This window comes from Mesorhizobium sp. WSM4845 (assembly GCF_055811455.1).
This window is the reverse complement of the sequence record NZ_JBVVQA010000002.1, coordinates 274,939-288,628: the sequence shown is the minus strand read 5'-3', so window position 1 is coordinate 288,628 and position 13,690 is coordinate 274,939. Positions and strand designations below refer to the sequence as shown.

Sequence of the window (13,690 nt, the reverse complement as noted above, 5' to 3'; positions counted from 1 at the left end):
CCGCCGGATTGCGACCTGCTTTATCGACAGCCCCGCAAGCCTCCCCTATAAGGGCCGGAATCGGCACAAGATACCAGAGGCTTTCATGATCATCGTCACGGGCGGCGCCGGCATGATCGGCTCAAACATTGTCGCCGCGCTCAATGCCGAAGGGATTAGCGACATTCTCGTCGTCGACGACCTGACCGACGGCCACAAGATCGCCAATCTCGCCGACCTGCAGATCGCCGATTATCTCGACAAGGACGATTTCCTGCCGCGGATGGAGGCCGGCGACCTCGGCCGCATCGAGGCCGTCTTCCACCAGGGCGCCTGCTCGACCACCACCGAGTGGAACGGCAAGTTCATGATGGAGGTGAACTACGCCTATTCGAAGCGACTGCTGCATGCCTGCCTGGCGCTGCGGCTGCCTTTCCTCTATGCCTCCTCGGCTTCGGTCTATGGCGGCGGCGCCGAGTTTCGCGAGGAGCCGGACTGCGAGCGCCCGCTCAATGTCTATGCCTATTCAAAGAAGCTGTTCGACGACTATGTCCGCCGCACCGTCTTCGAAACCGACCATTCGCCGGTGGCAGGCCTGCGCTACTTCAACGTCTATGGACCGCGCGAGGCGCACAAGGGCGCCATGGCCTCGGTCGCCTACCATCTGTTCAACCAGGTCGAGCAAGGCCACAACCCAAAGCTGTTCGGCGCCTATGACGGTTTTGGACCTGGCGAGCAGAGCCGCGACTTCATCCATGTCGGCGACGTTGCCGACATAAATCTATGGTTGTGGAAACGTGGCTCGAGCGGCATCTTCAACTGCGGCACCGGCCGTGCCCAGCCGTTCCGCGCCATTGCCGAAACGGTGATCGGCGCGCTAGGCAAAGGCGAGATCGAGTTCATCGACTTCCCCGATCACCTGAAGGGCAGCTACCAGAGTTTTACGCAAGCTGACATGTCCCGGTTGCGCGCCGCCGGTTACAATGGTCAGTTTCGCACAGTGGAAACCGGCGTCAGAGACTATGTCGAATGGCTGAAAGCCCAACGATCCTCGTGATCGGCCCACGCTGGGTGGGCGACATGGTGATGGCGCAGTGCCTGTTCTCGGCGCTGAGAGAGCTTCACCCGAACGCGGCGATCGACGTGCTGGCGCCGGCATGGGCGGCGCCGCTGGTCAAGCGGATGCCCGAAATACGCCGGCAGGTCGATCTGCCGCTGAAATCCGGAGCCCTGGAATTCCGCATGCGAAGGCGCTTCGGCCGCCTGCTACGCGGCCACTACGACATCGCCTATGTCATGCCTGGAAGCTGGAAGTCGGCGCTGGTCCCGTTCTTTGCCCGCATTCCGCGCCGTGTCGGCTACCTCAAGGAAATGCGCTACGGGCTGCTGACCGATATCGTTGCCTTGCCCGACGATGTGAAACGGCGCACGGCGCAGGCCTATTTCGGCCTCGCGCAAGGCGGCACGTTCCGTGCTCCCAAGCTCGCCGTCGACACGAAAAACCAGGCGGCATTGCTGGGCCGCTTCGGGCTGGAGGCGAAAAAATTCGTCGCGCTGATGCCCGGCGCTGAGTTCGGCCCCGCCAAACGCTGGCCGAGCGAACGCTATGCCGGCCTTGCCCGCGACATGATGGCGAAAGGTTTTGCGGTCGCGCTGTTCGGATCGAAGAACGACGCTGAGGTGACGGCGGAAATCGCCACGCTTGCACCTGATGTTGTCGACCTCGCCGGCCAGACGCGGCTGGAGGACGCCATCGATCTGATCGCCGCGGCCAGGCTTGCGGTGTCGAACGACAGTGGACTGATGCATGTCGCCGCCGCGGTCGGCACGCCGATCGTGGCCGTCTACGGCTCGACCTCGCCGCACAATACGCCGCCGCTCGCCGAGCAGCGCGAACTGGTCTGGCTCGGCCTGTCCTGTTCGCCCTGCCACCGGAAAATCTGCCCGCTCGGCCATCTCAACTGCCTGAACACGCTTGAGGTGGCGCAGGTCGCGGCAGCGGCGGAACGGCTGCTGGAAATGCCGGCCGCCGCATGAGGGTGCTCATCGTCAAGACATCTTCGATGGGTGACGTCATCCACAGCTTTCCAGCCGTCGAGGATGCGCGCCGCAACCGGCCGGACGTGTCGTTCGACTGGTGTGTGGAAGAGGCTTTTGCCGGCATCGTGGCGCTGCAACCGGCGATCGCAACCATCCACACCGTGGCAATCCGGCGCTGGCGCACAAGCCCGCTCGGCCCTAGCACATGGCGCGAGGCAGCGGGATTGCGCCGCGCCTTGCGGGAGTGCCGCTACGATCTCGTCATCGACGCTCAAGGATTGCTGAAGTCAGCCGTGGTGGCGAAACAGGCCGCGGCGCCGATCGCCGGCTTCGACCGGTCGAGCGCTCGCGAGCCTTCGGCGACCGTGTTCTACGACCGCCGCTATGCTGTGCCGCGCGACCTGCACGCCATCGAACGCACAAGGCGGCTGTTCGGGCTGGCGCTCGGCTATGAACCGGATTTTTCCGGGCTCGAGTCCGGCATCGTGCCGCCGGCCGTCGCTTCGACTTTTGTCGGCGGAAAAACCGCCTTCCTGCTGCACGGCACCAGCCGCGAGGACAAGAAATGGCCGGTCGGCAACTGGATCGAGACTGCCCGGCTTCTCGTCGAAAGAGGAATGACGCCGGTCACCACCTGGTCGAACGACAGGGAAAAGGCGGTTGCCGAGGCGATCGCCCAAGCTGTTCCACAGACTGTGCTGGTGCCGAAATCACCGCTTGCCGAGATCGCCGCGATCATCGGCCGGTCGGTGCTGATCATCGGCGCCGATACCGGCCTTACCCACCTCGCCAGTGCCTTCGGCCTGCCGACCGTCGCGGTGTTTGTGGCGACAGAACCCGGCCTGACCGGCCCGCGCGGGCCGTTCTCGTCAACGCTGCTGGCCACGCCCGGCAGTCGTGTCGCGCCGATAGAGGTGGTGGCGGAGGCAGAGAAGCTGCTTGAGCGCCAAGCGCATGATCGGGCCGGCGCCGGCAAGAATTGATTTGTTCAATCAATTCAATCGGAAAGGTCGGCGCCGCCCTCTTCCCTTCTCCCCTTGTGGGAGAGGTGGATTGGCGCGCAGCGCCAAGACGGTTGAGGGTGCTGGCCGGAGTGCTGTTGGTGCCAAGCTGGAACACCCCTCATCCGACCTCGCTTCGCGAGGCCACCTTCTCCCACAAGGGGAGAAGGCAGAGCAGCGCCAATTCCTAAATGAACTGCACCTGGACGATCTCGTAGCCCCGCGCACCGCCTGGCGCGTTGACCTCGATGGCATCGCCGACTTCCTTGCCGATCAGCGCCCGCGCGATCGGCGAGGAGATCGAGATGCGGCCTGACTTCACGTCCGCCTCCTGGTCGCCGACGATCTGGTAGGTCTTCTTCTCTTCCGTGTCCTCGTCGACCAGCACCACGGTCGCGCCGAACTTGACCTTTTCGCCGCTGAGCTTGGTGATGTCGATCACCTCGGCGCGGGCGATAAAATCCTCGAGCTCATTGACGCGGCCCTCATTGAGACTCTGCGCCTCTTTCGCCGCGTGGTATTCCGCGTTTTCAGAGAGATCGCCGTGCGAGCGCGCTTCGGAGATTGCTTCGATGATGCGCGGCCGCTCTTCCTGCTGGCGCCAGCGCAGTTCTTCCTTCAATGACGCGAACCCCTCGCCTGTCATCGGGACCTTGTTCATAATGCCTGACCTTTCCTGCCGCCGCCCCCGCATTCCGGGAGCGACCTTGTCGATGGGTACAAAAAGAAAACGGTCCGGCAGCCTCGGGCTAACGGAACCGTGTCACCGCAATTTCCTCCAATATAGCAATCTTCGCGGGTTTTTCACGCCAAAAAATCGGTTTTGAAAAATTCGCCCGCCATTTGCGGAAATGCCGTCACGGCAGCCCGGCTGGCCGGGCGCGCCGCAATAAAACCGGCTGCGATTGCTCACAGCCGGTGGTGAGGCGTGTTCGGGCTTTCTATTCAGCTCTTCATGAAACGGTCTATCTGCTCGGACAGCATGCCGTATTCACGAGATCCCTTGCCGATGCGTTTCTCGATCTCGCGGAGCTGTTCCCGGGCGCCGGCGAGATCGCCGATCTGCAGGTGCGCCTCGCCGAGATATTCGCGTACCAGCGTGTAATCAGGATCGATGCGCAGCGCTTCCTCATAATAGCCGAGACCGACGGTGACGCGTCCGGAATGGCGGTGCGAGTAGCCGAGGTAGTTGAGGATGCGAGGGTCTTTCTTGTCCGCAGCCAGGCTGAGCACGGCAATCGCCTCGTCATAACGTCCGGCCATCGCCAGCGCGCGGCCGGCTTCATAGATGTTGTCGTCGTCCAGCATGCCGTGCTTGGGCGCGACGCACTTCTTCAGCTTCTTGTCCCAGACCTTGCCTTTCTTGCACTGTGTCGTCTGGCTGCCATCGCCACCGCCTCCACCTGCGCCGCCTCCGCCACCCTCGCCCGCCGAAAACACCGGAACCGCAAACAGCGGCAGGGCGGCAACCGCCAGAACCTGGATCAGCAATCGTCTGCGCATCGAACTCTCCCTGAAGCATGACAATGCAAGACTAACGCCGGGCAAAAGCGGTTTCATCCCGGAAAAAAGCCACGGCCAGTGAAAGCCTTTTCAACGATCAGCGCCAGTCGGAAAATGGAAGCGCCGAACAAAACGTGACGAGCGCCGCAAATCCGCTATCATCCAGCAAACGCCAACGGAGTATGCGGAGACGGCAAGTGCAGCGGCGCCTTGAAAAAGAATGGGAGCTTTCGATCGGTCCCGACACGGTGCGCCTGTTCATCCTCAAGGCGAAGGCGTTGAGCGCCGCCGTCAACGAAGACTATGCCGATGGCGCCGAGCACGAGGTAGAACTCGATAGCGAGGCGCATGACAACCATCATCATGACGGTCTCGTCGAGGAGCGTTCCGAGGACCTCACCGAAGAAGAGCTGCGCGAACTGATCAACGATCTCAATGTCGACGAGGCGGCCGAACTCGTCGCCCTCGCCTGGGTTGGACGCGGCGACTATGACGCCTCGGAATGGGCGGACGCGCTGACGGCCGCGCGCGAGCGCGCCAACAAGCGCACGGCGAAATATCTGCTCGGCATGCCGCTGTTGGCCGACTGGCTGGAGGAAGGGCTGGAAGCGATCGGTGCGTAACACCGCGGTCACCGTTTGTGATCGGCCAATGCCCTCGTTCAGGCAACTTCCGCATTCCCCCGCCGTTAAAGGCGAATGGCGGTGGTGATCTCTCCTACATCGATCAGAATGGCCGGATTGATCAGATTGGCGCTGCCTTTGGCGGCGGCGATGCTGTCCGCAGGAGCGGCCCTGGCCCAAGCTCCGGAACTGCCCGATAAGGTGCCCGTCCCGGAGCTCAATCAGTCGCAATCAGCGCAAGAAGCCGCGCCTGCCGACGTGCCGATCCCCGAGCCGCGCCCTGGGGATGCGCCAAAGCCTGATCAACCGGCGACCGACAAAATGGACCAGCAGAAGTCGGACCAGCATCAGCAAGCCCGGCCGCAGCCGCCGGCAGTCGCTCCGACGCCGACCGAAAACCCCGCCGAGGCAAAACCACCGGCCGCCGCGCCAAAACCACCGGATAAGCCGGCGCAGGCGCCGGAGAGAAAAATTCCTCCCGACCCGCGCTCGGCCGCTGTGCCGCAGGAGAAAATGCCGGACGAGGAACTGGCCTGCCGCAGGCGGCTGAAGTCGATGGGCGTCGACTTCGAGGAACGCAAAGCCGAGCACGATGCGGCGGTCGGCTGCTCTGTCCCCTATCCGATCGCACTGAAGACGCTGGGCAAGTCATTGGATATCAACCCCGAATCCGAGTTGAACTGCCGGATGGCCGAGGCCGCCGCGCGCTTCGCCGCCGATATCGTCCAGCCGGCGGCCAAGGCCGAGCTCGGCGCCGAACTCAAGTCGGTCGGCCAGGCATCCGCCTTCGTCTGCCGCCACCGCAATGGCGGCGGGAAATTGTCGGAGCACGCCTTCGGCAACGCGCTCGACATCGCCAGCTTCACGCTTTCGGACGGCAGGAGGATCGACATCCGCCCGGCGCCGCCGGAAAAGGAGGCGAAATTCCTGAACGCAATACGCAAGGCAGCCTGCGGACCGTTCAAGACCGTGCTTGGCCCGGGCAGCGATGCCGATCATTCGCTGCATCTCCATCTCGATCTTGCACCGCGCCGCAACGGCGGCACCTTCTGCCAGTGATATGGTTGCGGACCGACGCGCCGCAATTTGGCCGCAGCCGTAAACGCAGCCGCTGATTTTTCCTTTACTGTTGGCGGGTAAGCTCCGTTTCATCTGATCATGACCCCGAAAAGTGGGATCCGGTTTTCGGAGAAAGATCATGATCAAACGATGACATGGAGCCTGATCGGCTCGGGGACCGGGAACCTGCCAATGGCCGGGATATTTCGCGCCGCGTCTGTCGCCGTGCGGCAAGTGAGACGCGCGCGCATGATTGCCGGCGGGCTTGCCATCGCAGCGGTCTCGGCCTGCACCACCGGCAGCGTGCTTTCCCTGGAACCGGCCGTCGATGTCGGCAGCCAGACATCAGCTGTCCCAGAATACGCTGGCCAGAAATACGCTGGAATGCAGCGCCTCGTCCCATCCAACCCTTACATGACCGCCGCCTATCCGCGCATGGACGAGCCGATGGCGCCGACCGAACAGATGCCGGCCAGCGAGGTCGAGTGCCGCAAGGATTTGAAGCGCCTGGGCGTCGTCTACAGCGACCTTGCGCCGATCCGCGAAGGCCAGTGCGGCATCGACTATCCGGTCAAGATCTCGGCCATCGGCCGCATCGGGATGAAGCCGGCCGCGACGCTGACCTGCGACATGGCCGCCACCTTCGCCGGCTGGGCCAGGAATGAACTGGTCCCGTCCGCCCGCTGGCGTTATTTCTCCGGCGTCAGGACCATTCGCCAGGGCTCGAGCTATTCCTGCCGCAGGATCGCCGGCGAAGGCACGCTGTCGGAGCACGGCAAGGGCAACGCGCTCGATGTCATGAGCATCGAGCTTAGCAATGGCAAGGAGATCGACGTGCGCAAGCCCGGCCTGTTCGCCTTCCGCACCCGCGGCTTCCTCAACACTGTGCGCGCCGACGGCTGCCAGTATTTCACCACCGTGCTCGGTCCCGGCTACAATTACGACCACCGCAACCATTTCCATTTCGACATCAAGAACCGCAAGAACGGCTACCGCGCCTGCCGCTGAGCCCGAGCGCGTGCCCACTGCCCAAGGTGTGCGCCGCCGCGTAGAATGACGTCACATAAGGTGATGTCATATCACCACTGTGGTGTCGCATGAGCCGACGAAGCCTTCGACGACGCGCAACGATCTGGCTGGTGGCGTTCTGTGCCGGCTATCTCGTGCTCGCCTATTTCGCCGCGCCGGAATTCTGGACCCTGCGCGACCGCAACTTCCGCACGCAGCGCTTCGAGATGGTGACGCACACGCCGCAAGGCATCGCGGGCGATCCGATCAATGTCGGCCTCGTCGGCACCAAAAAAGAGCTGGTCCACGCCTTCGCCGTCGCCGGATGGGACACCGCCGACGCTCTCACGCTGGAGACGGCGATCGAGATCGGCGAAAGCGTGCTGTTCGATCGGCCCTATCCCGACGCGCCGGTCAGCCGGCTGTTGTTCGAAGGCCGTGCACAGGATCTGGCCTTCGAGAAGCCGGTCGGCGACAGTGCCGACCGGCGCCATCACGTCCGCTTCTGGCAGACCGATGCGACTGGAGACGATGGCAGGCCGCTCTGGCTGGGTGCGGCAAGCTACGATCGCGGCGTCGGGCTCAGCCACGACACCGGCCAGATCACCCACCATATCGGTCCCGACATCGACGCCGAGCGCGATCTCCTGATCCGCGGCCTGTCTGCCGCAGGCATGCTGATCTCAACCAGCGAGATATCAGGCATCGGTGCGACAAGGACCGGGCGCAATGGCGGCGGCGATCCCTATTTCACCGACGGCAAGGCGGTAGTGGGCGTGCTGAGGCAGCTGCCGTAGGCGCAGGACCAACGGCCGACGGCCGGCTCATCGACGCCCTGATCGAGCATTTTCGTCGCCGCCATGGGATGCCGCATGAGATGGTTGCGCCCGCCGGCATGAAAAATGACGTCCGTCTATTTTCGAAGACCGCGCCGCAATGCTATTGACCTCGCATGCTCTATGCTGAAATCGCCATCGTGGTCGTCCTCATCTGCGTGAACGGCCTTCTGGCAATGTCCGAACTTGCCATTGTCTCGTCACGGCCGGCCCGTCTCAAGGCGATGATCGACCGCGGCGTCAAGGGCGCCGGCCGCGCCTTGGCGCTCGGCGCCAATCCAGGCAAATTCCTGTCGTCGGTGCAGATCGGCATCACCCTGGTCGGCGTTCTGTCCGGCGCTTTTTCCGGCGCCACGCTCGGCGAGCGGCTGTCCGTGTTCCTGGCATCGACCGGCCTCCGCGAAAGCCTTGCCGACCCGATCGGCGTCGGCATCGTCGTCGCCCTCATCACCTATTTCTCGCTGATCATCGGCGAACTGGTGCCCAAGCAGATCGCGCTGCGCGATCCCGAACGCGTCGCCGCCAGGGTTGCTCCGGCGATGACCATCCTCGCCACCGTCTCGGCGCCGCTGGTTTTTCTGCTCGACATTTCCGGCCGCGCCATGCTGTGGCTGCTTGGCCAGCGCGGTGAAAGCGAGGAGAAGGTCACCGACGAGGAGATCAAGATGCTGGTCGCCGAGGCCGAGCATCACGGCACCATCGAATCCGACGAGCGGCGCATGATCGCCGGCGTCATGCGGCTCGGCGACCGCGCCGTCCGCGCGGTGATGACGCCGCGCACCGAGGTCGACTGGATCAACCTGCAGTCCGATGACGCGGCAATCCGGAAGCTCCTGATGGAGACCCAGCATTCGCGCCTGCCGGCCGGCGATGGCAGCGTCGACGCCATGATCGGCGTCGTCCAGACCCGCGACGTGCTGGCCGCGATGCTCGGCGGTCGCGCGCTCGACCCGCGCCGGCATGTGCGCACCGCTCCCATCGTCCATGACCAGGCCGACGCGCTGGATGTCCTTTCGACACTCAAGGAATCCAACGTGCCGATGGCGCTGGTCCATGACGAATACGGCCATTTCGAAGGCATCGTCACCCCGGCCGACATACTGGAAGCCATCACCGGCGTCTTCCGGGCGGACCTCGACGCCGGCGACGAAGAAAACGCCGTCAAACGTGACGACGGCTCATGGTTGCTCGCCGGCTACATGCAGGCCGACGAGATGGCCGACGTTCTCGGCATCGACCTGCCCGAGAACCGCGACTACGAGACTGTCGCCGGTTATGTGCTGGCGCATCTGCACCATCTGCCGACGACCGGCGAATGCGTCGATGCGCAGGGCTGGCGCTTCGAGGTCGTCGACCTCGACGGCCGCCGCATCGACAAGCTCATCGCCACCCGCCTGCCAGGCGGCCATCGCGAAATCGTGCGGTAGCAGGGTTGCAAGACAATCGCTTCTGGTTTGCGCTGCCCCTCATCCGCCTGCCGGCACCTTCTCCCCGTATAGTGACGGGGCGAAGGGGCTGGCCGCAACGTCGGCGCCCTTTCTGCAACACTGGAGATTGGCGAAATCCTTTGCGAAGGCGTCCTTCTCCCCGTCACTAAACGGGGAGAAGTGCCCGGCAGGGCGATGAGGGGCAGCGCAAACGTGAGGGCAAGTCGGTCCCGGATCGCGAACGGTTGCTCAAGGTCGCAGCGTCCGCTCAATAAAGTCGGTCATCAACGCGGCTGCCGCCTCGGCGTGGGTTTCGAGCAGGAAGTGGCCGCCGTCGAAGATGTGCGCTTCCATACGTGGAAGGTCTTGCATCCACGACAGTGTTTCGGCGATGTCGAAGAACGGGTCGTGGCGGCCCCACAGCATGAGCGCCGGCGGTTGCCACGTTTCGATATAGTCGGCGATGACACTGAAGCGCGCGACATGGTTGGCGTAGTCGACGAGGAGCGCGCGTTGTGTTTCCATGCCGCCAGGCTGATTCATCACCCTCCAGTCCTCGATCCAGGGTTCGCCTTTGATCCGGGCAGCGACATCCTCCGGCAAGCCGTCCAGATATTGCTCGCTTGTGCCTTCCAGGGTCAAAAACGCGGTAGCCTCCCTTTCGTTCGCTTCCGTCGGGTTTGACCAGAACTCGAACGTGGCTTGCCATTGCGACCCGAACCCTGTGCGGTGTGCGTTGGCGCTCTGGATGATGAGGCCTGAGACGAGGTCGGGGGATTGCATGGCGACCTGGAGACCGACAGGCGCGCCCCAATCGTGCAGGTAGATGAAGCGCCGACTGATCGCGAGATGACTCAGGAGCTCCTGGATTGCGCCGCTGAACGCTTCGAACGACGGCGCGGGCAACGGCGCCGATTGGCCGTAGCCAGGCAAGTCGGGGGCGATGACGAAGGCGACGCGCGCAAGGCCGGGAATGATGCCCTGGAAGGTGCGCGACGAGCTCGGGAAGCCGTGCAGGAGCAGCAGCGCGGGATTGGACGCATCTCCCGCGGTGATGAAAGAAAGCTCGGTCCCGCCGGACAGGCGCAGCCGCTGTTGCGTGGGGGATGTCATGCCTGCACTCCTCGCACTGGTCCGGGATGGGCTCGATCAGGGTGCATCTCCTGTGTTCGCTTGATGAACTCGACCATCAGGCAGAGTGCTGGTTCGGCGTGCGTCTCGAGCAGGAAATGCCCGCCGTCGAAAACATGCGCTTCCATACGCGGCAGATCCTGCATCCAGGACAGCGTTTCGGCGATATCGAAATAGGGGTCGTGACGGCCCCAAAGCATGAGCGCCGGCGGTTGCCATCTCTTCAGATAGGCGGCGATCGTATAGAAACGCCCGGCATGGCTTTTGTAGTCGCTGATAAGCGCGCGGTGGGTCTCCATGCGGCCGGGAAGATTCATCACCCTCCAGTCCTCGACCCAGGGGTCGCCCCTGATCGTGGCGGCGACATCCTCTGGCAGGCCGCCCAAATATTGCTCGCGTGTGAATTCGAAGGTCAGGTCGGGGGTCGCGGCCGCTTCGTTCTCCTTTGTCGGTTCTGACCAGAATTTCAACACGGCGTCCCAGACAGGACCGAAGCCGGTTCGATGCGCGTTTGCGTTCTGGATGATGAGCCCCGAAACCAGCTCGGGCGCTTGCGTGGCGATCTGCAGACCCACGGCGGCGCCCCAGTCATGAATGTGGATGAAGCGGCGCCCGATCGCGAGGTGGGTCAGCAATTCGGAAATCGCCTCGCTGATCGCGGCGAAGGAGGGTGTCGGCGGGACGCCGGACTGGCCATGGCCCGGCAGGTCGGGCGCGATGACATAGGCTGCGTCCGCCAATCCGGGAATCACATCGCGGAATGCATTTGCGGAGCTGGGAAACCCATGCAGGAGGAGCAAAGCGGGGTTGGATGGATCGCCCGCAGTGACGTAGGCAAGCTCGGTTCCACCGGAGAGACGCATTTGGCGTGAGGCAGGCAGTCTCATGTTCAGGATTCCCTTTTTGCCGTCCGGAATAGAGTTAAGTCCAAACGAGTGGCGCGAGTTCCGCACGTCGCCGACAGCGTTGGTCGGCGAGACGCGGGGGTATTGCGGCCGAAAACGTTCCCTGCAAGTGGCTGGAAGCCCGTGATCCGTTTCGGCCGTCGCTACTCGGCCGAGGATCAGCGGCCGGCTGGTGTTGCGACAACGCGCTCTATCGCCGTCGCCAGGAAGGTCATGCCGCGCCGGTGCTCGCTGCTGTCCTGGCGCATGAACAGGCCGTTGGCGATTCCCTCATACATACCGAGCAATGCATCTGCCACCTCGCCCGGCACGCCTTCCTCGGCAAGCAGCGCGGCACGCTCCTCCGGCGCAACAAGCACAGGCGTCACCGGCCGGCCGAGAACGTCCGCGAAGGCCGATGCCACGTCGCCGGCGCTCCAGTCTTCCGGTCCGCCCAACTCTACGACCCGCTTTCCGGTCCATTCCTCGCACAGCACGGTCGCTGCTGCGCGCCCGACATCGATCGTGCTCACCATCGGGATTTTCTGCGAGGGCTCGATAAAGGTCGGCAGTATGCTTTGCGACAGGACCGGTTGCGCCACCTCGCTCCAGGTTTCGACAAAATACCCCGACCGCAGGAAGGCGGTGGCCGGCGCCACGCCGTCGAGCAGCGCCTCGAAGCTGTTGAGGGTGGCGATGACGCCGGTGCCGGAGGCATGCTGCGCGCCGATGGACGACAGGACGACGGCCTTTGGCAGACCTGCACGCCGTGCCGCATCGGCAAGCGCGGCGCCGATTTCTTCCGTGCGCTGATAGGGATCACCGCTCACCGGCGGCGGGTTGAGCAGGAACGCTGCCCGCGCGCCCTTCAGCGCATCGGCCATGGCGCCGGCATCCTCCATGCTTGCGACGGCTACCTCCGCGCCGAGGGCTGTCCATTTTTCGCCCCGTTCCTTGCGACGCAGCACGACGCGCACGGCTTCACCGCCTGCGATCAGGGCGCGCGCGACCTCGCCGCCGGCCCGTCCGTTTGCTCCAAGCACGACATACATCACTTCTTCTCCTTCTGCTCGCCTGACCTTCATCCGGCCTGACCTTCATCTCGATTGACGGGGGAACGATAGGCGCAGGCATTTCATGCGTCCAATGCATGGTGTATATAGTCGTCATGCGTGAAGTGGATTTACGCCGGATCGACCTGAACCTGCTGGTGGCGCTCGAAGCGCTGCTGGACGAGAAGAACGTCACCCGTGCCGCAAGCCGGCTCGGCATGAGCCAGCCCGCCGCGAGCCGAGCGCTCGGCCGATTGCGCGCGCTGTTTTCGGATGCGCTGCTGGTCGATGGACCGGGCGGCTACGTCCTCAGCGCCCGTGCGGAAGAGGTGCGCCCTGTGCTGCGCGGCATCTTGGCGGGTGTGCGAGAGATGGTCGAGGCCAACGCGTTCGATCCCGCCACCGCCACCGGCCGGATCCGGCTGCTGATGCCCGATCTCCAGGCCGCCGTGCTGGCGCCGCATCTGCTCGCCCGCCTTGGACGCGAGGCGCCGTCCCTCGATCTCGATATCGTCGCGCCGGGCACGGACGCAGTCGAAGCGCTGGAGCAGGGCATCGCGGATGCGATGGTGGCGCTGGTCGACGAAGCCCCGGCCGGCATCCGTCGGCGCGGCCTCTATGACGAGACGCTCGTGACGCTGATGCGCGCGGAGCACCCGGCGCTCGCCCGAAAGCTGACGCTCGAGCGTTTCCTGGCGCTTGAGCATATCGTGGTGAGCGTCACCGGCGTCGGGCCTGCGCCTGTCGACGAGGTGCTTGCCCGCATCGGGCGAACGCGGCGGGTGAAGCTGCGCGTGCCGAACTTCTTCGCGGCGCTCGAGATCGCCGCCCGCTCCGACCTCATCATGACCCTGCCTTCGAGCCTGGCGCGAGCGGCCGCCAACATGAAGCGCTTCGTATCGTTGCCGCCGCCCCTCGATCTTGGCAGCTTCACGATGAGCCTTGTCTGGCACGCGCGCCAGCAGGACGCGCCCAGGCACATATGGTTGAGACGTGCCATTGTCGCGGCGGCGGCGGACATGTCGTCGGCGATCGACGTTGGAAACTGAGGCCGCAAGGCGGCTCTCTGGAGCACAATGCCTCGAGCCGACCCGCGTTCAGGAAAGATGCTCTAGAAGGATCTCAACCGAAGCCCAGGTTCGGCGCT

Annotated in this window: 14 protein-coding genes; 9 read left to right on the top strand and 5 right to left on the bottom strand. The window is 64.1% G+C overall.

The window, feature by feature from the left end; genetic code table 11:
* Positions 1-85: 85 nt before the first annotated feature.
* Genes rfaD through waaC form a run of 3 tightly spaced genes read left to right on the top strand, consistent with a single transcriptional unit; the run spans position 86 to position 3,002 of the window.
* Complete coding sequence (rfaD, locus tag AC0L2C_RS03675; protein ID WP_473522719.1) at positions 86-1,036, top strand: ADP-glyceromanno-heptose 6-epimerase; 951 nt, start codon at positions 86-88, stop codon at positions 1,034-1,036.
* Positions 1,009-2,016, top strand: a complete 1,008-nt coding sequence (waaF, locus tag AC0L2C_RS03670; protein ID WP_473522718.1) for a lipopolysaccharide heptosyltransferase II — start codon at positions 1,009-1,011, stop codon at positions 2,014-2,016. Before rfaD ends, waaF begins: the two co-directional genes overlap by 28 nt.
* Positions 2,013-3,002, top strand: a complete 990-nt coding sequence (gene waaC, locus AC0L2C_RS03665) for a lipopolysaccharide heptosyltransferase I (protein ID WP_473522717.1) — start codon at positions 2,013-2,015, stop codon at positions 3,000-3,002. Before waaF ends, waaC begins: the two co-directional genes overlap by 4 nt.
* Positions 3,003-3,207: 205 nt before the next feature.
* Here the strand turns inward: waaC and greA are convergent, their stop codons facing one another.
* Positions 3,208-3,681, bottom strand: coding sequence for a transcription elongation factor GreA (gene greA / locus AC0L2C_RS03660; protein ID WP_023799806.1), 474 nt, complete (start codon positions 3,679-3,681; stop codon positions 3,208-3,210).
* Positions 3,682-3,965: 284 nt separating this feature from the next.
* Entirely contained in the window at positions 3,966-4,523 is a 558-nt protein-coding gene (locus AC0L2C_RS03655) for a tetratricopeptide repeat protein (RefSeq protein WP_473522716.1), read from the bottom strand.
* A 197-nt stretch (positions 4,524-4,720) separates the two neighbouring features.
* Here AC0L2C_RS03655 and AC0L2C_RS03650 point away from each other — a divergent pair, with 197 nt between their 5' ends.
* From AC0L2C_RS03650 to AC0L2C_RS03630, 5 genes are all read left to right on the top strand, one after another.
* Complete coding sequence (locus tag AC0L2C_RS03650) at positions 4,721-5,146, top strand: DUF3775 domain-containing protein (protein WP_023799808.1); 426 nt, start codon at positions 4,721-4,723, stop codon at positions 5,144-5,146.
* Between the two features lie 150 nt (positions 5,147-5,296).
* The gene (locus tag AC0L2C_RS03645; RefSeq protein WP_473522792.1) at positions 5,297-6,205 is read left to right on the top strand and encodes an extensin-like domain-containing protein; all 909 of its coding nucleotides are present in this window, start codon (positions 5,297-5,299) and stop codon (positions 6,203-6,205) included.
* A gap of 192 nt (positions 6,206-6,397) precedes the next feature.
* Positions 6,398-7,213 carry an extensin-like domain-containing protein gene (locus tag AC0L2C_RS03640; RefSeq protein ID WP_473522715.1) on the top strand — a complete coding sequence of 272 codons (816 nt, stop codon included), beginning with the start codon at positions 6,398-6,400 and terminating at the stop codon, positions 7,211-7,213.
* Positions 7,214-7,302: 89 nt separating this feature from the next.
* Positions 7,303-8,010 carry an LssY C-terminal domain-containing protein gene (locus AC0L2C_RS03635; RefSeq protein ID WP_473522714.1) on the top strand — a complete coding sequence of 236 codons (708 nt, stop codon included), beginning with the start codon at positions 7,303-7,305 and terminating at the stop codon, positions 8,008-8,010.
* 155 nt (positions 8,011-8,165) lie between these two features.
* Entirely contained in the window at positions 8,166-9,476 is a 1,311-nt protein-coding gene (locus tag AC0L2C_RS03630) for a hemolysin family protein (protein ID WP_473495489.1), read from the top strand.
* A 249-nt stretch (positions 9,477-9,725) separates the two neighbouring features.
* On the opposite strand, the gene AC0L2C_RS03625 is transcribed toward AC0L2C_RS03630, so the two are convergent.
* The 3 genes from AC0L2C_RS03625 to AC0L2C_RS03615 all read right to left on the bottom strand — a co-directional run bounded on the left by AC0L2C_RS03625 (position 9,726) and on the right by AC0L2C_RS03615 (position 12,543).
* On the bottom strand, positions 9,726-10,589 hold the full coding sequence (locus tag AC0L2C_RS03625) for an alpha/beta fold hydrolase (RefSeq protein WP_473522713.1): 864 nt from the start codon (positions 10,587-10,589) through the stop codon (positions 9,726-9,728).
* On the bottom strand, positions 10,586-11,494 hold the full coding sequence (locus AC0L2C_RS03620; protein ID WP_473522712.1) for an alpha/beta fold hydrolase: 909 nt from the start codon (positions 11,492-11,494) through the stop codon (positions 10,586-10,588). Before AC0L2C_RS03620 ends, AC0L2C_RS03625 begins: the two co-directional genes overlap by 4 nt.
* 176 nt (positions 11,495-11,670) lie before the next feature.
* A complete protein-coding gene (locus AC0L2C_RS03615; RefSeq protein ID WP_473522711.1) occupies positions 11,671-12,543 on the bottom strand; it encodes an NmrA family NAD(P)-binding protein in 873 nt (290 codons plus the stop codon).
* A gap of 116 nt (positions 12,544-12,659) precedes the next feature.
* Between AC0L2C_RS03615 and AC0L2C_RS03610 the strand changes: the two genes are divergently transcribed.
* The gene (locus AC0L2C_RS03610) at positions 12,660-13,592 is read left to right on the top strand and encodes a LysR family transcriptional regulator (RefSeq protein ID WP_473522710.1); all 933 of its coding nucleotides are present in this window, start codon (positions 12,660-12,662) and stop codon (positions 13,590-13,592) included.
* The last annotated feature ends 98 nt before the right edge of the window (positions 13,593-13,690 follow it).